Annotated in this window: 15 protein-coding genes and 1 pseudogene; 8 read left to right on the top strand and 8 right to left on the bottom strand. The window is 61.3% G+C overall.

Going from position 1 to position 22085, the window contains the following annotated elements:
• The first annotated feature begins 35 nt into the window (after window positions 1-35).
• Window positions 36-1289 carry a sugar ABC transporter substrate-binding protein gene (locus tag CFB52_RS31090; RefSeq protein WP_059579007.1) on the top strand — a complete coding sequence of 418 codons (1254 nt, stop codon included), beginning with the start codon at window positions 36-38 and terminating at the stop codon, window positions 1287-1289.
• A gap of 83 nt (window positions 1290-1372) precedes the next feature.
• A complete protein-coding gene (locus CFB52_RS31085; RefSeq protein ID WP_059579005.1) occupies window positions 1373-2128 on the top strand; it encodes an SDR family NAD(P)-dependent oxidoreductase in 756 nt (251 codons plus the stop codon).
• 92 nt (window positions 2129-2220) lie between these two features.
• Here the strand turns inward: CFB52_RS31085 and gabD are convergent, their stop codons facing one another.
• The 3 genes from gabD to CFB52_RS31070 all read right to left on the bottom strand — a co-directional run bounded on the left by gabD (window position 2221) and on the right by CFB52_RS31070 (window position 5726).
• Window positions 2221-3702 (bottom strand): NADP-dependent succinate-semialdehyde dehydrogenase, encoded by a 1482-nt coding sequence (gabD, locus tag CFB52_RS31080; protein ID WP_059579002.1) that lies wholly within the window; start codon window positions 3700-3702, stop codon window positions 2221-2223.
• A 165-nt stretch (window positions 3703-3867) separates the two neighbouring features.
• Entirely contained in the window at window positions 3868-4854 is a 987-nt protein-coding gene (locus CFB52_RS31075) for a transketolase family protein (RefSeq protein WP_059578999.1), read from the bottom strand.
• A gap of 2 nt (window positions 4855-4856) precedes the next feature.
• On the bottom strand, window positions 4857-5726 hold the full coding sequence (locus CFB52_RS31070) for a transketolase (protein ID WP_059578997.1): 870 nt from the start codon (window positions 5724-5726) through the stop codon (window positions 4857-4859).
• Between the two features lie 180 nt (window positions 5727-5906).
• On the opposite strand from CFB52_RS31070, the gene CFB52_RS31065 reads away from it, so the two are divergent.
• The 3 genes from CFB52_RS31065 to CFB52_RS31055 all read left to right on the top strand — a co-directional run bounded on the left by CFB52_RS31065 (window position 5907) and on the right by CFB52_RS31055 (window position 9353).
• On the top strand, window positions 5907-6737 hold the full coding sequence (locus tag CFB52_RS31065) for a shikimate dehydrogenase (protein ID WP_059579109.1): 831 nt from the start codon (window positions 5907-5909) through the stop codon (window positions 6735-6737).
• A 7-nt stretch (window positions 6738-6744) separates the two neighbouring features.
• Window positions 6745-7992 carry a glycerol dehydrogenase gene (locus CFB52_RS31060; protein ID WP_257220816.1) on the top strand — a complete coding sequence of 416 codons (1248 nt, stop codon included), beginning with the start codon at window positions 6745-6747 and terminating at the stop codon, window positions 7990-7992.
• A 62-nt stretch (window positions 7993-8054) separates the two neighbouring features.
• The gene (locus CFB52_RS31055; protein ID WP_059578991.1) at window positions 8055-9353 is read left to right on the top strand and encodes an MFS transporter; all 1299 of its coding nucleotides are present in this window, start codon (window positions 8055-8057) and stop codon (window positions 9351-9353) included.
• Here CFB52_RS31055 and CFB52_RS31050 read toward each other — a convergent pair.
• The 4 genes from CFB52_RS31050 to xopAD all read right to left on the bottom strand — a co-directional run bounded on the left by CFB52_RS31050 (window position 9255) and on the right by xopAD (window position 18500).
• Complete coding sequence (locus tag CFB52_RS31050) at window positions 9255-10460, bottom strand: phenylacetate--CoA ligase family protein (protein WP_226093955.1); 1206 nt, start codon at window positions 10458-10460, stop codon at window positions 9255-9257. The genes CFB52_RS31055 and CFB52_RS31050 overlap by 99 nt on opposite strands.
• Before the next feature lie 190 nt (window positions 10461-10650).
• Window positions 10651-10881 carry a hypothetical protein gene (locus CFB52_RS34860; RefSeq protein ID WP_089466058.1) on the bottom strand — a complete coding sequence of 77 codons (231 nt, stop codon included), beginning with the start codon at window positions 10879-10881 and terminating at the stop codon, window positions 10651-10653.
• Between the two features lie 12 nt (window positions 10882-10893).
• Window positions 10894-11070, bottom strand: a complete 177-nt coding sequence (locus CFB52_RS34855) for a hypothetical protein (protein WP_155634578.1) — start codon at window positions 11068-11070, stop codon at window positions 10894-10896.
• Between the two features lie 548 nt (window positions 11071-11618).
• Window positions 11619-18500: a XopAD/skwp family type III secretion system effector gene (gene xopAD / locus CFB52_RS31035; RefSeq protein WP_059578989.1), complete on the bottom strand. Its 6882-nt coding sequence runs from the start codon at window positions 18498-18500 to the stop codon at window positions 11619-11621.
• A 280-nt stretch (window positions 18501-18780) separates the two neighbouring features.
• Between xopAD and CFB52_RS31030 the strand changes: the two genes are divergently transcribed.
• Window positions 18781-19023 carry a hypothetical protein gene (locus CFB52_RS31030; protein ID WP_124864160.1) on the top strand — a complete coding sequence of 81 codons (243 nt, stop codon included), beginning with the start codon at window positions 18781-18783 and terminating at the stop codon, window positions 19021-19023.
• 262 nt (window positions 19024-19285) lie between these two features.
• On the opposite strand, the pseudogene CFB52_RS31025 reads toward CFB52_RS31030, so the two are convergent.
• Window positions 19286-19504, bottom strand: a pseudogene (locus CFB52_RS31025) (transposase); the annotation flags it as partial.
• 238 nt (window positions 19505-19742) lie between these two features.
• Here CFB52_RS31025 and rbsK point away from each other — a divergent pair.
• Window positions 19743-20669 (top strand): ribokinase, encoded by a 927-nt coding sequence (rbsK, locus tag CFB52_RS31020; RefSeq protein ID WP_059578976.1) that lies wholly within the window; start codon window positions 19743-19745, stop codon window positions 20667-20669.
• A gap of 40 nt (window positions 20670-20709) precedes the next feature.
• Window positions 20710-22083, top strand: coding sequence for an L-fucose:H+ symporter permease (fucP, locus tag CFB52_RS31015; protein ID WP_059578973.1), 1374 nt, complete (start codon window positions 20710-20712; stop codon window positions 22081-22083).
• Window positions 22084-22085 lie beyond the last annotated feature (2 nt).

The raw sequence follows: 22085 nt of genomic DNA, 5'->3' as shown, positions 1-22085 counted from the left end.
TTACTTCGTCAAACAATATCGTTCAGGAGACTCAAATGCGCGTTGCTCGCAAGGCACTCGCCGCAGCCGGCATGCTGGCGTTCGGCATCACCGCCCCGATCCATAGCGAGGCCAAGGCCAGGATCTACACGCTGCTACCCAACACCGCCCTGTCGGGCGTAGTCGATCCCTCGCTGCCGGATCGGACTGCGATTCGCAAGGCGTGGCCGAAACAGCCTGCCAATCCAAAGGAGATCAGAATCGGCTGGACAGAGATCACGCTCGGTAATCCATGGTTCGTGGAGCTTATCAAGGGCGCGCGGGCGAGCGCCGCAAAGTACGGCTATTCGATCGACGTGCAGGTCGCCGACGGTGATCTCCAACGCCAATGTGCGCAGATCGACAATTTCGTCACGCGCAAGCTGGATGTCATCGTGGTCGATCCGACCGATACACTGGGCGTATCCGCGTGCGTCAATCGCGCCGTCGATGCCGGCATTCCAGTCGTCACCGTCGGCACGACGCCGGACGCAAGCGCCCGCGTCCTTACCACGCTGCTCGGCAATCCGTATGCAAGCGGCTTCGAGGTCGGCCAATATGTGGCGAAAACAGCCGGCAAGGACACGCCGATCGACGCAGCCGTCATCATCGGCGTGCTCGGAAACTCGACGTCGGAAAGCCGAATCAACGGTCTGATCACGGGCATCGTCTATCAGCGCATGCGCGACCAGGCCCCCGGGGCGAGCCGCGATGACGCCATGCTGCGCGGCTTCGAACTGTTCCAGACGCTGAAGAAGACCGGGAAGTTGAGCGCACCGGACATCAAGTTCAATGTGCTCGCGCTTGGCGTTGGCAAGTGGACCGAGGAAGGCAGTCTCGCGGCAACCGAAGACATTTTGTCCGCGCACGGGAGCAAACTGAATTTCATCCTCTCGGAAAATGACTTCATGGGGCTCGGCGCATTACGTGCCGTACGCAACATGGGCAAGCAGGGGAAGATCCGCATTGCCGATGCAGCCGGCGGCTATCGCGGCGAACTCGATCAGATCAAGAAGGGCAACATCCTCGTGTCCGGCGAGAATTCCGGCGAGCAGACGGGCGTCGCGGCCATTGAATTCATCCACAACGCATTCACGCGGCGCGTCGATGCCAACAACCTGCCGCTAGGTTCCGGCTTCCCGCCCGCAATCATCACGCAAGGCAACGTTGATCAGAAGATCGACCCGAACCCGGCCAACCTGTTCTACAAGTACACGATCCCGCCCGTCCGGTCGATTCCGGAAATCCGCGGGCAAGGCAAGAGCGACTGAGTCGTTTCAACTGCCCCTTTCCAATGCAACGGCGCGCATACACTCATTGTTTCCGCCGCGCCGCGTTAAAGGAGTTTCACTTCATGAGCTTTGACAATGGCACATTTTGCGCCGATCTTTTCGCGGGAAAACACGTGGTCGTTTCCGGCGGCACAAGTGGCATCGGGCTGGCCATCGCGCGCACGTTTCACCGACTCGGCGCGCATACCACCGCCACGGGATCGTCGATGAAGAAGCTCGACGCGCTTCGCGACGACGCATCCCTGTCGGGGCTGCGTTTCGCCGCGCTGAACGTGCGCGACCAACGAGAAATAAATGCATTCTTCGGCAGCCTCGCGCGCGTCGATGTGCTGATCAATGCGGCCGGCGTGGCTCGTCCGCGCGACGAATACACGGACGACGTCTTCACCGATGTGCTCGATGTCAACCTGCGTAGCGTGATGCGCGTTTCGCAAGCCGCGCGCCCGCTGCTCGAACAGTACCGGGGCTCGATCGTCAACATTGCCTCGATGCTGAGCTACCTCGCCGACGCCGACGTACCGGCCTACTGCGCAAGCAAAACCGGAGTCGTCGGCCTGACTCGCTCGCTGGCACACGAATATGGGCGCAGCGGCGTGCGCGTCAACGCCATCGCGCCGGGTTATCACCGAACCGAGATGACCCGGATATTCTGGGAGTCGGAAGCGTTGTCGAACAAGATCGTGGCGCGGTCTGCGCTCGGACGCTGGGGCGAGGCAGACGACCTGGCGGGTGCCGCGGTGTTTCTTGCCTCCCCTGCGGCCGCATTCGTGACTGGCGTGACGCTGCCCGTCGATGGTGGTTATGTATCAGGCTTTTAAGCCGATTTGGGACCCGGTTCGAAGTCGATTTGATGAAATGGCCGCGGGTGCCGGCCATTTCATCTTTCAATCGGACCTCGATCGGACGGCGTTCAGACGATGCCGCCGAAGCACAAGTACTTTATTTCTAGATAGTCGTCGAGACCATGGCGGGATCCTTCCCTGCCGAGGCCGCTTTCCTTCACGCCGCCAAACGGCGCGACTTCCGTCGATACGATCCCGTCGTTGATGCCGACCATGCCGTATTCGAGCGCCTCCGCGACCCGCCAGACGCGCGCGATATCGCGCCCGTAGAAATACGAAGCCAGGCCAAACGGTGTATCGTTCGCCAGTGCGACAGCTTCGGATTCCGTGTTGAACCGGAAAACCGGCGCAACGGGTCCGAACGTCTCTTCGTCGAAGATTCGCATGTCTCGTGTCGCATCGGCCAGGATAGTCGGTTCGAAGAAGTTTCCGCCGAGTGCTGCGCGCTGGCCGCCCGTCACGATGCGCGCGCCCTTCGCGAGCGCATCCTGCACATGCTCTTCGACTTTCGAAACGGCGCTGCCGTCAATCAGCGGGCCGATTGTGACGCGTTCATCAAGACCGTTTCCAACCACGAGCTCGGCGACTGCCTTCTCGAGTCGCGTGACGAAGTGATCGTAGATTCCATCCTGCACGAGCAGGCGGTTCGCACATACGCAGGTCTGCCCGGCGTTGCGATATTTTGACGCGATCGCGCCGCGCACGGCAGCGTCGACATCGGCATCGTCGAATACGATGAACGGTGCGTTGCCGCCCAGTTCCATTGACGTCTTCTTGACCGTCGCCGCACATTGGGCAAGCAGTTGTTTGCCGATTTCGGTCGAGCCGGTGAATGAAAGCTTGCGCACGGCCGGATTCGACGTGAGCTCGGCGCCAATCTGGCTCGCGTTGCCCGTCACGCACGAAATCACGCCGTCGGGAATGCCTGCACGAACGGCCAGCACACAGAGTGCCAATGCGCTGAACGGAGTTTGACTCGCCGGTTTGAGCACCATCGTACAACCGGCTGCCAACGCTGGCGCAAGCTTGCGCGTGAGCATCGCCGCCGGGAAATTCCATGGCGTGATGGCCGCGCATACTCCGATGGGCTGCTTCAGCACGACGATCCGCTTGTCGGCCGCAGTCGACGGAATCGTGTCGCCGTACGCGCGCTTGCCCTCCTCGGCGAACCACTCGACGAACGACGCGGCATAGTTGATTTCGCCGCGGCTCTCGTTCAGCGGCTTTCCTTGCTCGAGCGTCATGATTTTCGCCAGATCTTCGCGATGCGCGAGCATCAGATCGTGCCACCGTCGCAGCAGCGCCGCGCGCTCCTTCGCGGTTTTGGCCCGCCAGAGCGGCAGGGCCCGGGACGCCGCGTCGATCGCGCGTCGCGTTTCGGCGGCACCCGCCCGAGGTACGCTACCGAGCACTGAGCCAGTCGCAGGGTTGAATACGTCGATCGTAGCCCCGTCGTCTGCCGCAGTCCATTCACCGCCGATCAGGCATACATCTTTCAGAAGGTCCGTATCGCGCAGCTCGGCGCCACGCCAGCTTTCGTCATTCAACATCGCTATTCCCACTTTTGTCAAAACCGGCGCGAAATGGTGGCGCCCGGGTCTCGATATCCGGGACGGATGGACGAACGAGACCCGATGCACCCTTCGCGAACCATTAACATCGACACGCCTGCACCGCCCGCGATATGGATGTTCATTTAGCGGGCGGCCGATCGATCAGGTTGCCTTCGCAAGCGCGGCGCGTGCGACGCGCGCGATGCCAGGACCGTCGAGTTCGTAGTGCGCATACAGATGCGTCGGCGGCGCGATCAGGCTGTACTCGTCGTAGATGCCATGCCGCACGAGCCGCACGCCGAGCCCCTCGTCGGCCAGGACCTCCGCCACTGCCGCACCGAGGCCGCCAATCACGTTGTGCTCCTCCACCGTGACGAGCACGCTCGACTGCCTGGCCGCCGCGATAATGGCGTCGCGGTCGAGCGGCTTGATGGTCGGCATGTCGATCACACCGGCAGAAATGCCTTCCGCTCCGAGCTTGGTCGCGGCCTCGAGCGCACCTGCGACGGGCAAGCCGCAGCCGATGATCGTGACGTCGTGCCCGACCGAGTGAACGATCGCCTTGCCGATCGTGAACTCGACACCGTCTTCGTAGACTTTCGGATCGCGCCCGCGTCCGATGCGGAAGTAGATCGGGTCCGGCCACGTGGCTGACGCGCGAATCGCCGCGGCCAGTTGCGCACCGTCAGCCGGCGAGATGACGGTCAGGTTAGCGATCGCGCGCATCGTCGAGATGTCTTCCGTCGCATGATGCGAGGTACCGTAGAAGCCGAGCGAGATGCCGGTATGGTGACCGACCAGCCGCACCGGTAGCTTGCAGTACGCGACATCCATGCGGATCTGCTCGCAGCACAACAGGCCGAGAAACGATGCGAAAGTCGCGACGAAGGGCATCAGGCCGGTGGTCGCCATGCCGGCGGCCGCGGAAACCATGTTCTGCTCGGAGATGCCGAATTGCACGTAGCGCTCCGGAAACTCGCTGGCAAACTTGTTCAAGCCATTCGAATACTGGAGATCGGCGGAGCCGGCGACGACGGGATGGCCTTCGCGCACGAGGTCGATCAGCGCATCGGACAAATAGTCGAGCCCAGGATTGCGCGCGTTGAGCGCCCGGTATTGCCACGAATCGGGATTTTGCGGAGTAGACATGCTTAGATCACCTTGCTCTTGATTTCTTCGATCGCACGTTGCGCGTCGTCGGGTGCCAGATAGCCGAGATGCCAGCCCGGCTCGGTTTCCATGTACGACACGCCCTTGCCCTTGATCGTCTTCGCAATGATGCAGGCCGGCTTGCTGCGTGCCGTGTCCGCCTTGACCCGACGCAACAACGGCACGAGGGCCGCCAAGTCGTGGCCGTCGACTTCATGCGTCTCCCAGCCGAACGCGCGCCATTTATCTGCGAGTGATTCGATGCCGATGACGTCGTCGACCTTGCCGTCGAGTTGATAACCATTGCGATCGACAATCGCGATGAGGTTCGAAAGGCGGTGGTGCGCCGCGAACAACGCGGCTTCCCATACCTGCCCTTCCTGCATTTCGCCATCACCCAGTAACGTGAAAACCTTGAAGGGACTGCCTGCCAGCTGCGCCGCCTTCGCCATGCCGGCCCCATTCGACAGCGCATGGCCGATCGACCCCGAGCTGAAATCGACACCGGGGACCTTCGTCATGTCCGGGTGGTCGCCAAGCGGGTTGCCGAGCCGCGTGTAGCCATCGAGGGTCTCGCGCTCGATGAACCCGTACTCGGCGAGAATGGGAAAGAGGCCGACGGCAGCGTGTCCCTTGCCCATCGTGAACCGGTCGCGGTCCTTCCAGCGCGGCTCGCCGGCTCGCACCGACATGACGTCGTAGTACAACGCCGCAAAGATTTCGGCTGCTGAAAACACCGATGTGTAATGACCCGTCTTCGCGATTTCGATCAGACGGATCGTCTCGAGGCGGACGAATTGGGCCTTTTCGCGCAACCGCGCGAGCGTCTCCGTGGAAAGCGCATGATCGCTCTCCTGCAATGCTGTCGACATAGAGTCTCCTGTTGGAACCTGAAAAGAACGAGGCAAGCACGCCATTTTTGCCCGCCGCATTGATGCATGATGCATCATATATTTTTCGAATGCAACGACGAAGCCATCAGCGGGCAAATAGCAGTTGCGGGGCACTCGAATAATGATGCATCATATATCATCAAGAACACGGAGACGCGTATGCTCACCACCCCACCCTCCTCGCCGATCGTCAATGGCGAAACACAGCTCATCGTCCTGATGGCATGGCCTGCCACTCATGTCCGCACGCCGACGCTGTTCAATACGCTCTGCGCCAGCCGGAACGTCAACGCCATCATGGTCCCGTGGGCCGTGCGTCCCGAACATCTCGTGCAGGCATGCGACGGTTTGCGGCACATCGCCAATCTGGCCGGCATCGTCCTCACGATTCCGCACAAGCAGGCTGCGGCCGAACTGTGCAACGAGCTCGAGGGGGACGCATCGCTGCTGAGCGTCGTCAATGTGCTGCGCCGCAACGCTGATGGCAGCTACACGGGACGCATGTACGACGGCTCCGGATTCGTCACCGGCATGCGGCGGGAGGGTATTGCGCTTGCGGGCAAGCGCGTGCTTCTACTGGGTGCCGGCGGGGCGGCAACCGCCCTTGCGCTGGCATTGGCGCGCGAAGGGATTGCGCGGTTGACCATTGCGAACCGGAATCGGGAAAAGGCGAACGATCTGGCCGCACTCGTCGGAAAGGCGGTGCCGGACTGCGCGGTAACCGCAGACAGCGGCGAACCCGACCGCCACGACATCGTGATCAACGCGACGTCACTCGGGCTCAAGCCTGACGACGCCCTGCCGTGCGACACCTCGCGGCTCACGGCGGGCATGGTCGTCGCGGAGGTCGTCATGCAACCTGCCGTCACGCGGTTTCTGATGGAAGCCGAAGCGCGGGGCGCTCGCATTCACCGCGGCGAGCACATGGTTACATCGCAACTTGACCAGTTTGTCCAATTCTTGCTTCCGGCCGCAGGCCGCACGGATTGATGCATCCATGCTGCCGGGCGTGTTGGCAAATACGCCATCCAAGCCGTGCTTCATGGGGCCGAGCCGCCCGGCCATTCTGGAATGCGTATTACATCGGTGGTCATCGGCGCGTCAGTTTGATTGCATCCGGTTTAGACCCCGCATCGATCCATCTTCTCTGTTACTCGAAATCATGACTGCACTCATTTTTGGATCTCCAGGGCGATACATTCAGGGAGATGGCGTCCTCGACGAGATCGGTCAATACATCCGCGATTGCTCGGAGCGTGCATTGGTTCTTTGCGACATTTTCGTGAAAAGGCAGTTCGGCGCGCGCATCGCGGCATCATGTGACGCACACGGAATCGACGTCCTCTGGCTGGCGTTCGACGGTGAACTCACGGATCGCAAAGTGCGCGAACTGGAGCGTGCCACGCAATCGTTCGACTATGGCGTCGTGGTCGCAATCGGTGGTGGCAAGACGCTGGACGCCGGAAAGGCCCTCGTCGACACTGCTGGTTGCGCTTTGATCACGGTGCCTACCGTGGCATCGAACGACTCGCCGACTTCCAAGAACTATGTGCTTTACGACGACAACCATCAACTCGCATCGGTCAGGCACCTGCCGCGCAGCGCCGCGTACGTGCTGGTCGATACCGCGGTGATCGCGAAGGCGCCGACACATTTTCTGCTGGCCGGAATTGGCGATGCGATCAGCAAATACTTCGAGGCAGAGCAGTGCTTGCGCAGTGGCGGAAAAAACATGTTCGGCGCCAGGTCGTCGTACTCCGCGTACATTCTCGCGCGTGAATGCTTCTCGCTGATCCGCTCCGACGCCGAAACGGTGCTGGACGAACTCGCGCACGGCCGCACCGGCCATGGGTTCGACCGACTCGTCGAAGCGGTCATTCTGATGAGTGGCCTGGGCTTCGAGAGCGCGGGGCTCTCGATCGCACATTCAATGACGCGCGGCCTCTCCCGAATCGAAACGGCGGCCGCAGCGCCACACGGGTTGCAGGTCGCATATGCGCTGCTCGTACAGCTACAGCTCGAAGGTCGAGCACCGGACTTCATGCGCGATCTGACCGGCTTGTATGAACGCATCGGCCTGCCTGTCCGGCTGAGCGACCTGGGCCCCGGGGCCGTTACGCGGGACCACTACGAGACCGTCGCCAGATTCACGTTACAGGCGCCTCATTCGGCGAATTTCGAGCGTCCGCTCCGCGTCGAGGACCTCGTCGCGGCGATGGATGCAATCGACCACGCAACCGCCTGAGCCTCGGCATTGCGCGAATCGGGCGCGCATCCAACCCCGCATCAAAAACAACTGGAGACGTCATGACTTACCTTTCCCATCTTTCTACGTCGCGACCCGCGGCGTTACGATCGTCCTCTCATCGGCGATCGCTGATCGCATCTAGTCTAGGCAATTTGCTTGAATGGTTCGACTGGACGATCTATACGGTGGCATCCGTCTATATCGCCGGCGCGCTGTTCGACAACACGGACAAGACATCGTCGCTGCTCGGTACACTGGCCGTGTTCGCCGCGGGCTTCTTCGCTCGCCCGTTGGGCGGCATGGTGTTCGGCGCGATAGCGAACCGGGTCGGGCGCCGTTCGGTACTCTTGAGCACGATGCTGCTCATGGCGTTTGCCAGCCTCCTGATCGCCATCATCCCGTCATACGACGCGATCGGCAGCTGGGCTTCGGCTGCCTTGTTACTCGCGCGACTCGTGCAGGGCGCGGCACACGGCGGCGAGACGACGGCGTCCTATGCGTATGTTGCCGAGATCGCCCCCGCGTCCCAGCGAGGCTTGTGGTCGAGTGCCGTATTCATTTCGGTCGGCGCCGGCTCGTTGATTGCCACGTTTTTTCTCGCGTCGTTGACGGCGTTCCTTTCACCGGATGCCATGCAGGCGTGGGGATGGCGAGTGCCGTTCGCGACGGGCGGCTTCCTCGCGATATTCGCGCTCTGGCTGCGCCGCAACATGGTGGAAAGCATCGACATCGATACATCGGCCAACACACGTCATGCGCCGTGGCCCCGGGCCAAGGTCATCCGCGAAGGCCTCAAGCTGTTCGTGTACGAAGCCGGATCGACGCTGACCTACTATACGTGGGTAACGTCCGCCGCCATCTATGCAATCACGGTCAAGCACATGGATCCGCACCGTGCGTTCACCATGAGCTGCATCGCGCAGGTGATCTATCTGATCGTGCTTCCGCTCATTGGGCGCCTTTCCGATTACACCGGGCGCAAGGTGACCACGCTCATTTCGTTGCTCGGCATCTCGATCACCATCTTTCCGCTATGGAGCCTGATTTCCAGCGAGCCATGGACTTTGCTGGCCACGCAATCAATCGGGCTCGTTCTCGTTGCGTTCATTACCGGCAGCAAGCCTGCCGCCATTTCGGAACAAGTACCGACGCGTTACCGCACTCGTCTGTTCGGCTTCTTCATTTCGCTCGCGGTGGCGCTCTTCGGTGGCACGGCATCCTATCTGAACGCGTGGCTGTATTCGATTCAAAAGGGACAGCTATTCAACGTCTATCTGATCGTGGTGGCAATCATCGCGAGTTGTGCCGTCGTGACCTGGAAGAACAACACCGGGGTAAAGCTCGACGATATCGAATGATGCCGCCGAGTGCCGGCCGATTGAGCCGAGGCGGAGCCATGCCGGGGCCCCGCCTCGGCCGCGTGCGGTCGCTCCGAGCTTACCCGTGAGCCCCTGCGCGGCTTCGACCGTCATCGTGATCCGGTCGTACGGTCCGTCCCCCTTCAGCACGATCCGGAAGATTCCCGACGCCCATTGCGGCAACGATTCGACGGCCACGCGAACCGCGCTCGGGAACACGTTGATGCCGCGCACGTTGAACATGTCGTCGGTGCGGCCGGTGACGCGGAATCGCCATGCCGTGCGACCGTCCGGCCCGCGATCGACGCCGGTCACGGTGACGACGTCTCGCGTGCGGTAGCGAACGAGCGGCTGGCACTCCTTCTGCAAGTGCGTGCAGACGAGTTCGCCGACGGTCCCCGTCTCGATCGGCAAGCGTTGCAGCGTGGCGGGATCGACGATTTCGGCAAAGACCACGTCGCTCGCGTGATACAGCAAGTCGTTGGTCCAGTCGGTTTGCCCGCCGAGAATGCTCAGCACTTCCGACAAACCGAAGTTGGCGTTACGGATCCGGAAGCCCCACTTCTCTTCCATCGCGCTGCGCAGATCCAGATTGTCGAGCCCGGCCTCGCCGCCGAACAGGTCCAGCGTCAGCTTCAGGTCGCGAGGACGAAGGTCGGTCGATTCGCGCAGGATCTGTTCGATGAGCCCCGGATACGAAGGCGTGCACGAAATCGCGTTGATGCCGAGATTGACGATCGAATCGATCAGCAGACGCGTATTGCCCACGCCGAACGGTACGACCGTCGCGCCGGTCGCCTCCAGAATCGTGTGATCGGTAAAGCCGCCGGTCCACATGCAGTAGTTCAGGCAGTGCACCACGCGATCCGTCGGCCGCAATCCAGCGGCCCACATCGACCGCGCGCCGACCCGTGCGACCCGGTACGCATCGGCCGCGCTGTTCGCAAGAATCAGCGGGCGTCCGGTCGTCCCGGAGGTGCGATGCAGCCGGGACACGCCCGCCTCGCCGCACGCCACGTAATCGCCGAATGGAGAGGCCGCCTCCTGGCTGATCCGGAGTTCGTCCTTCTCGGTAAAAGGCAGCTCCTGTAGCGCATCCAGCGTCACTTCTCGGTCGATCCAGCGCGACAGCTTCCCGCGATAGAACGTCGACATCGAACGGATGTAGTCCCACTGCGACGGCCATAGCGCGTCTTGATGCCGGCGCACCTGCCCGGGAGGCAGGGTTTCGAATGCTTCGTCGAAAAGCGCGTTGCCTGCGTTGACTGACGACTCCACTTTCATGTTCCCGTTTCCTTTAGCATGACGAACCCATATCGCCGACACGGCCGCGACGGCTTGCGCACTGAAACGCGAGTGCGGAACGCTCCACGATCGAGCGCGCGTGACTCGCGCTCGCCACCGAACTGGCCGCATCGGTCGCCACGACATCGAACCAGTACCGTTCGCCATCGAACGCCCGGAACGTCGCGGTGACGACAACCGGGACATCCAATGGCGTCCGCGCCAGATGCGTGACATGCGTCATGCGGCCGATCGATCATTCGTCGCGCCGCATTCGCTGGCACATCGCGTCGACGCAAGCGGCTTCCATGAGGCCCATCAACGCGGACATCGACAGCACGTCGGGACCGCATGCCGCTGCGTCGCTGGAGCGACGCTCGCCCGGCTCGGGTATCCCGATCACTTTCGGGATCGACGTACGTACCGCTGGCATCGGGCGCCTCCTCCGGTTCGTTACGCTCCAGTACTGCAAAGCCCGTGCCAATATCGAATCGACCGGGAAGCGTTGTCTGGTGGGCGGGTGCGGTCGACGCGACCATCCGCCGTATTCGATCTGAACGGAAAGAATCTTTACGATCGGAAGGAAAATCGACAGTGACCGACGAGCAGGCCAGACGCGATCCGGCCAGAAAACGCGGCCTTCAGAAGGCAGGGCTGCGCCAGTGCCGCGCGCGGGTTCGATGTGGTCTGCGCGAGCCGACGTTGCAGCGCGTGCTGCTGGTCGAAACGACAGCAAAGGCTTGCTCGCTCGCCTCAAGCTCGTGCGCGGCTTCGACCAATGCCATCTCGGTATCACGCGGCAACGCGCGGCGGCATCCGGCAGGACCATCTGATACGCTGCCGCGAGTATCTTGTTCGGTAGGTCGTCGAGCACATAATGCGCGTCCGTCGCGCCGTTTTCAGCGCACGGAATCAAGCCAACCGGCCTGAATTTGAACCAACCGGCCTTCTCGAAAGCCGGGTTGGTTCATACGATGTCAATTAGTAGCGCCGGAAAGATTGGATTGTCTCAATACCAGCCGGTATCTCGACGCTCGCAGTCTGCGAACGCATTAAATTCGACAAGCGATGGCGCTCCGTGTCGAAGACATCGATATCATTGCCGTCCGCCCGATCGCTGCCAGCCTCGATCGTGCTGCTAAGCGACCTCAATTTTTCGTAACGCTTGTGGTTCTTCTGCTTTGCGTAAAAGCTTTTCCCGGTATGGAGTTGAACCTCGAAATCTTTGCCGTCAGCGGTCCGCAGCCCGACGTTAATTCCGCGATATGTACCGTCATCTTCCACGAAAGCATTGCGAACCCGCATCACCTCAAAGCCGTTCTTAGGGAAGTCCTCGAGTAATCGCTTTGCGGACGCAGTAAACGACTCGGGTTTCAGTTTCACCGTATAGCGAAGCGCGTCGCGCACGTGCTGGGCCGCTTCGTCCAAAGTCAGGCCCCGCTCGCGTCTAATCACGTCGATTTTGCGCGCGATGGATGCCTCCTTCTTCAGCAATGACGCACGCCATTTTTCCCCCTCGGCCCATTCGCCGCCGACGCCTTTTATCAATTTCTCGACAGTCGGTGTGCACACCTTCTCCAGTTGCAAGGCCGAGCTCGCCAACGCCCCAGCTCTCTGATTCGCCGGCCCCCACGCAACCATTCCACTCAAACGCGGCGCCTTCGGCTTGATATCCTTTGGACGGGCCACCTCTCGAGTCCAGTCATCGATCTCGAGCCATCCTTCCGGCTTTGGCATCGCCTTCGTCTTCTCAAGGGTACCCGCGAGCAACTTCGCTCGGTCCTCGTGCCGGCCTTCCAGCTCAAGCGCATGTGATAACTTGTACTGGTCGTGGTTGGCTTCCTTGAGCTCAAAGCTTTCAGCGGTATGGAATTGAATCTCGACGAGTCGGCGTTCTTCATTACCTTGATCGTTTGGCACGTTCAGTTCGCAGGTGACCGACACTGCGTTGAATGCCTCCGACGGCTTTCTGAAATGGTTGACCACCTTCACGCGCTCCATTCCGCTCTTCGCCAGCTCAGCGATCGCCAGGTCATACGATTTGGCAAACGTAGCCGAATCCAGCACCACGGAATATCGCACGGCGTCGTTCACGCCGGCACTCGCGTCAGCGAGCGATAGCTTGCGCACTCCGATGAAGCGCCTCAACTTCTCCTGCAGCGAACCTACGGATTTGAGCCGATGGTCCATATTCTTCAAACTGCCGCCCTCGATCTTGCCCACGACATTGGTCACTAAAGGCGTCGCGACTTTCTCGACATGCGCAGCGGTCGCTCGGATGCGCTTTGCTTCCGCCTCGATCTCCGCCTGTGACGCAGTTTGCGCGATGCGCTCACGCGGAGTGAGCGATCGCGCCAACAGACCGAAGCGCTGCTGCTGCTCGATCGAGGTTTCCATGACGGCTGCAGCCATGGAAGGCATCTTACGCAATTGTTCCAACGCGCTATCGGCATCGAAGCGGTCATCTCGCAACAGGCGCGCTGTCTCTTTTCCGTAGGGAACCGTCCTGACACGTTCGTCGTATTGCTTCTCGACACGTTCGAACAACGCCATGACCGACATGAAGGTCTCCGTCCCGGTGTTCGATTTGAGCGCATCAGTACCCACTTTGACTGCCAGCGTCAGCAGATTGCGCGCCGTAAGTTCGACTTCTCCTTTCACATAGCCAGGTTGCCCTTGCGGGAATTTCGATGCCGGCAGGCGACACACGGGATAGTGATCGAGGATTGCGGCGATTCGATCGACGGGCGCTTGTGCCTTGCCGTAGCTCTCCGCCAATTCCGGAAACCGCTTTTGAAGTTCAGCACCGGTCGAAACGGCTGGCGTTGCCTTCTCGCCGTCCAGCGTCCGCCGCCAATCGGCGATGGCCCCGTGCAATAGTTCAGCGACCTCCTTGGCGACAGGATGATGAGCCGCCTCGACGGCCTGCTGCGCCGCCTCGAACTGCTCGTCGAGCATCGCGCGATTCGGGCTGCTGTCCGAAATCAGATCCTGCAACGTATTGCGAAGATCGCGATCGACACCGTCGTAGGTACCGAACATCCAGTCCTCCGCCATTTTGTGACGCAATGCCTCAGGTTGCGCCATAAAGCGGACGGCCGCCATGCTGGCCTTGCCTACGAGCGCATCTCCCTGTTGGGCGTCGATGATGTTTCGCGCACGCCCCGCGTGGTAGTGACGATCCGAATCAAAGGCCGTCTGTGCCGTCTTCGGCGGCTTAAACGAGCGATGTACGCCCTTGCGACTTGCGCGATCCGTTACAACTTTCGCGATGTGTTCGGTGAGTTTGGGATAACCGGCAAATACATATGCGTCATCTCCATCGGTGTCCATGTCCCGCTTGCGCAACTCTCTGATCGGCACCGCGCCTAGTTCGCCAGGCAACAGCAGATCCTTCACACGAAGGCTGCCCGTTGTCGTCATCGACGTGGGCGATTGCGCGCGGTTTCGAGATTCCGTCCAAGTAGACAGCGTCTTCATGTCTTCCGTGGAACATGCTAGATCAAGGTGCTGGTACGCCTCTGGCCAGGATCCTTTCGGCGGAATAATCAGCATTCCTTTGCTATGGAGAATGTCTGCATCCGACTGCTTGGCGTCATCGAAGCCCGCATAACTATATTGGATCGCAAAGCAGTCGTTACTCAGGAACTTCGCCGTGACATCGCCAGACCCTATCGTCTTCACACGGTCTTCCTCAATAGGCAACAAGTTTTCCTTGTCGTACGGCGGCTTCCCCAGCAGGACGGCACCGCCCTTTTTGTCGAACGTCTCGCCCTTTTGCCTGGGTAGGTGGAGGTTGTCGTCGGCAGACGGCACCGCCCGGATCTTGCGCCCTTCGTAGCCGCCGTTGACGAGCAATCGATACTGCTCGAGCTTTGTGACGTTGTCCGGATCCAGAGGACCAGGCCGGCGCGCGTCGAGCCCCGGTGCCTTGCCGACAACCGTCGTTGCCTTGACCAGTTCATTCAGCTTTTCCTCGATAAGATCGCTCGCCTCCTTGACCGCTGCTTCGTCGCGAGGGAAGTGCTGTAGCGCCTGGGGAGCCATGTAACTGGGCTCTTGCTTGAACGACTCGATTAGCTTGCGCTGTGCTTGGTCGGCGTGGCCATATCGACAAGCGGTCCACGCATTGATGAGCTCAGCCACGACCGGAATCTGCATGGCGGCCTCGTAGCGCAAGAACCCGCAACCGTCGTTCGGACATAGCTTTATTTCCTTGCCGGAGGCGGGATCCACAGGCTTGAACGGATGTTCCGGTCCGGGCACGTCCGGGAACCAGCCAATCCTCACCGTCCCTTCCACGGCGTGGTCGGCGGGCACGATCTCGAGTAGAGAGCGCTGAATTCGCGACCAATCCTCTCGCTGCGGCCCCAGCTTTGAGACCAGCTTCATAAATGGGCTCGTCGGCGCGCTGTCCGAGTACCGAATCGCCGGAAGCCGGCCGTATCCACGCTTTGAACCCGCCAGGATGGCTTGCGGACGCATACTCGGCACCTTCAAATGGCTGCCGCCGAACATATCGAAGCGCCACTGCTCGCCGTTGTGGTTGATCGTGCGCGCCAGCATGAAGGGGCTCAAGGGACCAGGTAGCTTGACTTCTGTCACAGGCTGGCCCGTCAAGCGTGAATAGAAGGAATACTGGGGTCCACCTTCGGACTCTTCGCTCCGCAACGTCTTGCCGGTCATATCAATGAGCGTGTAGTGCGGCGATCCTTCTCCTGGCCGAACCGGACGCAGCGTGCCTGGCTTCGTCTTCATGCTCGCCTGCAGCTTATCGAGGTCGAGCGGAATGGGTTTGCTCTTTGCCGTCAACAAAGCTTCATCTCTGCGCATACGAACATCCAGCGCATTGAGAATGTCGTCGCCGACTTCGATCTGCGCAATGAGATTCCAACTCATCTCCTGCAGATCGGTGGTGACCGTGTCGCGCGTGCGCTCGAGCAGGCTTTCGACCCAACCTTTTAGCTCCGCACGCTGCTGTGCCACCTCGGTACGTGGCGCGTCTACCCAGCGCGTTTTCCACAAGCTTTGCGTGATCGCAAACGACTTCAGGATGTGCACGAAAGTCAGGGCGGGGCGACGCGTATCGAACTGTTCTGCCGGCTCGCCAGTAGCAGACTGATCCTCTCGACTATTTCCGGGTGTGGAATCTGCCTGATCCAACAACAATTGAATCTTACGATCCGCAATCGGCTTTAGCCGATCCATCAGCTTTAGTGCGGCTTTGCGATGACGCACGAGTTCCGGGCTTCGCTGTACCGGCACGAGGCCCATGCACAGTGTTCCCAGCGACTCCAGGTTTTCGCCGCGCAGGGCGTCCGTGTCGATCAACGCATGGACGCGTCCAAGGGCAGTCGGGACGAGCGGCTTCATCGCCTTCTGCATGTTGGCCGAACCTAGCGCCTTGAAGATAACGCCGATATGTTTGGCGGAAGCTGTTCCGAGCAGCTCGCTCTTGTGCGTGTCGAGATGGGCCGCAAGCATGTGCAGACATGTCTGCGAAAGAGCTTGTAGGTCGTCGGCACTATCGTCCGCCGAATGGAGGCGTGACATCGCATTCGCGAGTTGCGCGAGCGACACCATGTTGAACTCGCTCCATTGCCGCTTGCCCTCGGATAGCGTTTCGGCGATGGCCTGCAAAGCGGTGGTGCATGCCGGCTCACGAGGCCAGCGACTCAACGCGTTGGCGATCGTGGCAAGCGAACGCGCTTCAAATTTCTCCGGATAGGCAAATTCAGCACGGCGCTCGATGAGCGCCTCGGCAAGCGCCCGTCCACCTGCAACACACTGCTCATCGTCAGGCCATTTACTCAGTGCGACGAGCGTGTTCGACAGTCCCTGATCGTTGAACGTCGCGCAAAGACCATCGTCCTCATGGATCCGCTGACCAAGCGCACCGGCGACCTTTAGGGCGGCCGGCTCGGCGGTCCAATGGGACAAGGCGTTAAGCGTGTTGCTGACGTCCTCGCTGTTCATCGCGTTGAGCTTGGACCTGTCTTGATCAAGTTGCCTTGCCAACTCCCGAGCAGCTTCTGCACTACCTGGAAGATCCGGCATCTTGCTGAGCGCGTTCAGCGTCCCACTCATTTGATGAGCAGAAAAGCCTTTGCGTAACTCTGCATCGCCGACGAGGCGTGCGGCTAATGCGGCAGCAAGTTCTGTACAGGAGTCGTACTGCGGGAATTTGCACAGCGCGACGAGCATGCCTGAAATTTCCTGTGCACCGGCAGTAGCGATTGCCTCCTCGTCACTGCGCAAGCGTTGGGCGATCTCGCGGGCCCCGTCGGGGAATTCCAGGACATGTGCAAGCCGCGCCATTGCAGATAGCGCATTGAGGGAATCCAACGGGTGCTTCACCAGGTCGCCTTCTGCACGCAAGCGACGAATCAGAGTAAGTGCCGCATCGCGGCACTGGTCGTCTTCCGGCCAATAACTGAGCGCATTCGCTGTCAAACTGACGTGGCCCCCAGTGAGGCGACGGGCTAACGGACCTTGATCGTTTTCACTCGGCACGAGAACGCCCGCCAGTGCGCGAGCCGCCTGCATACATCCGGGGTGCTTCGCCCACGTCCGCAATGCATTGAGCGTTTGAACCGCCTCCTGCTGGTTGAAAGAGCGTACGACGCTCGGATCGGTCGCGATGCGCGGAATGAGCGTGAGCGCGGCTTCCTTGCAATAGGGCAAATCCGGCCATTTCGACAGCGCGCCTAATACGTTGCTGATCTCCTGTTCATTGAAGCCGACCTGAAGGTCGCGTTCAGAAACGATACGCTCAGCAAGCGTGCTCGCGACCGCCTTGCAGACAGCCTGCTCCGGCCATTTCGATAGGGCGGTCAACGCATTCGCAAGGGACTGCTCTTGCAGCTTTTCCCGCAATGCCGGCTCGTTTTTGAGGCGATCAGTAAGCGCTTGCGCGACTTCGATACAGGGGCGCGCCGAAGGCCATTTGCTGACGATATTAAGTACGCTGGCGACTTCCTGTGCGCTCAGCTGACTGCGCAGCGCGGACTCGTTTTGCAGACGCTCGACAAGAAGCCGTAACCCCGTTTGCGATGGGTCTTTGAGTCCGTCTCGCGCCAGCGACGCGAGCGCGTTGCTAACACCCTGCGGCGACAGATCGGCAAGGATCGTACTGCTGTTGTTCAAGCGTGCGGCGACATTTTCGGTTGCCGCCGCGCACAAAGGATCTCCCGGCCACTTGGCAAGCGCGCCGAGCACGTTGCTTACGCCTTGCGCGTCCAGCGTCGTCGCCAACGTCGGCGTGCTCGCGAGACGCTGAGCAAGATTCGCTGCCGCTTGCGCACATTGGGAGACATCAGCACTTTGCGAAAATGCATTGAGTGCCATACTGAGGCCCTGTCCTTCCAGTCTGGCGAGGCAGTCCCCGTCTTCCAGCAGAACATTTGCGACATGGGATAGCGCCGCATTACGCGGTTCGCTCGGGAGCTTCGAAAACGCGTTGAGCAGAAGTGCCGTCACCTTTAGATCCCTAAAGTCCGCGTCTCCCCCACGTCCCATCACCTCGCGAGCGATTTTCTCGATTGCACCCAGAGCTGCGGGAAGACGTTCGAACTTGCTCAGCCGGTTCGACAAGTGGGCCAGGTGATAGACGGACCCGCCATTCAACCACTCCGCCTTGACCAAGTAGTGCGCCACATCCTCTATGCGCTGCTCGACCTGCGGGTCTTGCAGAGGCTCTTGCCGGCCGTCCCCCGAGCGCAGCGTGCATTTGTCGAGCGCGTCCACATACCGGCCAAGCAAAAACAGCGACACATCTGTCTTGGCCTCCGGATCCAGAAAGGCGAGCGCCCTCGGATGCCCCTTTTTCCCTGCAAGCACGTTGGCGGTCGCAAGGTCCAGCACGTCCGCGCGTGAATATCTGGCGGTATGTTGCAAATAGAGCTGTTGCCGCTTGCGCTGTTCGAGCAGGACCTTCGCATCGAGGCCACCAACAGGACGGTAGGCGATTGCCTCCCGAGATGGCCCTTTCCTCGCAAAGTCGTAATCAACCGTGCGAACTCCCCGCTGCGACCCGGCGAGGCGCTGAGGCCGCGCTGGCACCGGTTGGGTAGCATGTTCACCAAGCGTACCTGTTCCGGTCCCTGAGAATACAGAGGGCCTGCGGGGCGTACGGGAAAGGTTTATGAAATTGCCCGACTGCCGAATGGAGCCGGAACCTATGGACGCCGTGTTCTCGGATCGGGTATTTGCTCGCGACTGGAAATTCCCCGGCATCCCTGCTGGCCGAAACACGGCTCGCGGTTGCGAAGCAACTGAAGACGATGGCGACAAATTTTCCGGCGTTGTATCTGCTTCCCTCGAAATGCTGGGGGAGTTCGAAACCTTTGGTCTCATGGCATTGGCCTCCGTAGGCATCGCGGTCTAAAGACGCTACAGTAATGAGGTCGTGCGCATCGTCAGGTACTGGCGCGAAGAAATGTGCCACCAGGCGCAACGAAGCCGCCGCATCTTGTGTCATGCAGCACGTCTTCCGGAAAGCGAAAACCGGGTCGCGTGGCTCGCGCTGCGGGAGGCGGCTCGCAGTGCGTATGTTGTGGCGTCCAACTCGTCACTGTCATGCCGGGGCACTTCGCCGCTTGCCTATCCAGCGGATCTGTAATCCGCTCGGTTCCTGAGAGACGGTTTCATCAAGACGGCTCGACGCGCCGGAGGGTATTCCAGCAGATCAGGCAGCGACCGAGTTTGAGGAACGCGCCGTGAACGTCCGTACGTCGCTCGAAACGAATACGGAGGCGACGGAAGCGATGCAGCCAAGCATGCGTGCGTTCAACGACCCAGCGCTATTTGCCAGGGCCACAGCCATGTCCGGTACTGCGCATGGCGATCACCGGTTCGATACCCTGCTCGCACTGAGTGGATTTCCGGCCTAGGTCTTTTTGCACATTGCCTCTCTTCATCCAAGTGCGACCTTTTTCGTATGCCGACACCAGGATGGGGTTTTCACCCGCCTGCCCGTCGACCAAAAAGTGACCCCACTAACATCACAGGATTGCATTTTCACACTTCATGTGATTTTATTATCATATTTCGTGAACCGCCGACCACGCGCGCGGTCGCCCCCCTATACCAAGGAAGAGACAACAGATGGAGACAATCGCCGTCATCGGCAGCAACATGGTCGACCTCGTGACCTATGTCGCGCGCATGCCCGTTCGGGGCGAAACGCTCGAAGCGCCGAACTTCGAACTCGGCTGCGGCGGCAAGGGCGCGAACCAGGCCGTCGCGGCCGCGCGGCTCGGTGCGCGCGTCGTGATGGTCACGAAGGTCGGCGACGACGTGTTCGCCGACAACACGATCCGCAACTTCGAGCGCGAAGGCATCGACACCACGCACGTGCGCAAGGTCGCCGGCGTGTCGAGCGGCGTCGCGCCGATCTTCGTCGAGCCCGATTCGAGCAACAGCATCCTGATCGTCAAGGGCGCGAACCGCCACCTGCGGCCGGCCGACATCGACGCGGCCGCGCCGATGCTCGCCGAATGCGCGCTGATCGTGCTTCAGCTCGAAATCGAGCTCGACACCGTCTATTACGCAATCGAATTCGGCGCGCGGCACGGCATTCCGGTGTTGCTGAACCCCGCGCCCGCCGTGGCCGACCTCGATTTCGAACGCATCCGTTCCGTCGAATTCTTCGTGCCGAACGAAACCGAGCTCGCGATCGTGTCGGGCATGCCGGTCGATTCGCGCGAGCGCGCCACCCGTGCCGCCGAAGCGCTGGTCGCGCGCGGGCTCAAGCACGTGCTCGTCACGCTCGGCAGCAACGGCTCGCTGCTGGTGTCGCGCGACGGCGCGCGGCACGTGCCGGGCGTCCCGGTCGACGCGCGCGACACGACGGGCGCCGGCGACGCGTATATCGGCTGCTTCGCGCGCTGCTATGCCGCGTCGCGCGACGCGCTCGACGCGATGCGCCACGCGTCCGCGTACGCCGCGCATTCGGTCACGGGCCTCGGCACGCAGAAGTCGTACGCCGACGCCGCGACGTTCGAACGCTTCCTCCGCGACGCCGGCCTCTGACCGGCGCCTTCATCGACGAGACATTGGGAAGGAGACACCCATGAGCCGAGCCCGGATCGAACACGCCCCCGACGGCTATTACCTGAACCGCACGCCGCTTTTCGCGTTCACGCTGCTGTGCTGCCTGTTCGCGCTGTGGGGCACCGCCGCGAACCTGAACGACGTGCTGATCGCGCAGTTCAAGAAATCGTTCTTCCTGTCCGATTTCGAATCGGCGTTCGTGCAGTCCGCGTTCTATCTCGGCTACTTCTTCCTCGCGATTCCGGCCGCGACCGTCGTGAAGAAGTTCAGCTACAAGACGACGATCCTCGTCGGCCTGCTGCTCTACACGACCGGCTGCCTGCTGTTCTTCCCTGCCGCGTCGATGGCGAAGTACGGGATGTTCCTCGTCGCGCTGTTCGTGATCGCCGCGGGCCTGTCGTTTCTCGAAACGGCATCGAATTCGTATTCGACGCTGATGGGCCCGCGCGACACCAGCACGCGGCGCCTGAACATCTCGCAGACGTTCTATCCGTTCGGCGCGATGGCCGGCGTCTACATGGGCAGCTTCCTGATCTTCAAGGAAGGCGACGCGTCGCATGCGCAGCTCGCGGCGATGTCGGCCGCCGACGCGCACACGCACCAGCTCGCGATGATCCAGGCCACGCTCGAACCGTACAAGTGGCTGATCGTCGTGCTCGTCGCCGTGTTCATCGTGTTCGCGCTCACGCCGTACCCGGCGTGCAAGGGCCACGGCCCGGGTGCGGTCACGCACCGGATCGACGCGCGCGGCACGCTCGCGCGCCTGTTCGGCAACCGGCGCTTCGTCGCGGGCGTGGTCGCGCAATTCCTGTATGTGGGCGCGCAGGTCGGCGTGTGGAGCTTCACGATCCGGCTCGCGATGCAGATCGGCGGCCTCACCGAGCGCGGCGCATCGCGCTACCTGCTCGCGACGTTCTTCGCGTTCTTCGTCGGCAAGCTGGTCGCGACGCTCGTGATGAAACGCGTCGGCCCGGCCAAGGTGCTGATCGTCTACGGCATCCTGTGCATCGCGCTGCTCGCGTACACGATCGGCGTGCACGACATCACCGCCGTGTATGCGGCCGTGTGCGTGAGCATGTTCCTCGGCCCGTGCTGGCCGACGATCTACGGACTCACGATCGACGGCCTCGGCAAGGACACCGAATACGGCGGCTCGATCCTCGTGATGAGCATCGTCGGCGGCGCGGTCGTGCCGCTGATCCAGGGGCTGATCTCCGATCACACCGGCGGCAACATGCAGCTCGCGTTCGTCGTGCCGCTCGCATGCTTCGTCGTGATCGTCTACTACGGCTTCTACTGCCTGCGCCACCTGCCGGCGGCCACGCCCGACGCGGCGGCCGACGGCCATGCGCCCGCGCGCTACGCCGCGACGCGCAACACGTCGGGAGCGTGACC

It is taken from the genome of Burkholderia sp. AU18528 (assembly GCF_002223215.2).
GTDB lineage: Bacteria > Pseudomonadota > Gammaproteobacteria > Burkholderiales > Burkholderiaceae > Burkholderia > Burkholderia semiarida.
Note: the sequence above shows the minus strand (reverse complement) of the source record. Positions and strands in the feature narration are given on the sequence as shown.

Bases quoted from the DNA above. Each gene is read 5' to 3' on its own strand.
- CFB52_RS31030 (WP_124864160.1), top strand. From the start codon at position 18,781: ATGAAATTGCCCGACTGCCGAATGGAGCCGGAACCTATGGACGCCGTG.
- CFB52_RS31055 (WP_059578991.1), top strand. From the start codon at position 8,055: ATGACTTACCTTTCCCATCTTTCTACGTCGCGACCCGCGGCGTTACGA.
- CFB52_RS31075 (WP_059578999.1), bottom strand. From the start codon at position 4,854: ATGTCTACTCCGCAAAATCCCGATTCGTGGCAATACCGGGCGCTCAAC.
- CFB52_RS31090 (WP_059579007.1), top strand. From the start codon at position 36: ATGCGCGTTGCTCGCAAGGCACTCGCCGCAGCCGGCATGCTGGCGTTC.
- CFB52_RS31070 (WP_059578997.1), bottom strand. From the start codon at position 5,726: ATGTCGACAGCATTGCAGGAGAGCGATCATGCGCTTTCCACGGAGACG.
- CFB52_RS31065 (WP_059579109.1), top strand. From the start codon at position 5,907: ATGCTCACCACCCCACCCTCCTCGCCGATCGTCAATGGCGAAACACAG.
- CFB52_RS34855 (WP_155634578.1), bottom strand. From the start codon at position 11,070: ATGCCAGCGGTACGTACGTCGATCCCGAAAGTGATCGGGATACCCGAG.
- CFB52_RS34860 (WP_089466058.1), bottom strand. From the start codon at position 10,881: ATGACGCATGTCACGCATCTGGCGCGGACGCCATTGGATGTCCCGGTT.
- CFB52_RS31085 (WP_059579005.1), top strand. From the start codon at position 1,373: ATGAGCTTTGACAATGGCACATTTTGCGCCGATCTTTTCGCGGGAAAA.
- gabD (WP_059579002.1), bottom strand. From the start codon at position 3,702: ATGTTGAATGACGAAAGCTGGCGTGGCGCCGAGCTGCGCGATACGGAC.
- fucP (WP_059578973.1), top strand. From the start codon at position 20,710: ATGAGCCGAGCCCGGATCGAACACGCCCCCGACGGCTATTACCTGAAC.
- CFB52_RS31060 (WP_257220816.1), top strand. From the start codon at position 6,745: ATGCTGCCGGGCGTGTTGGCAAATACGCCATCCAAGCCGTGCTTCATG.
- rbsK (WP_059578976.1), top strand. From the start codon at position 19,743: ATGGAGACAATCGCCGTCATCGGCAGCAACATGGTCGACCTCGTGACC.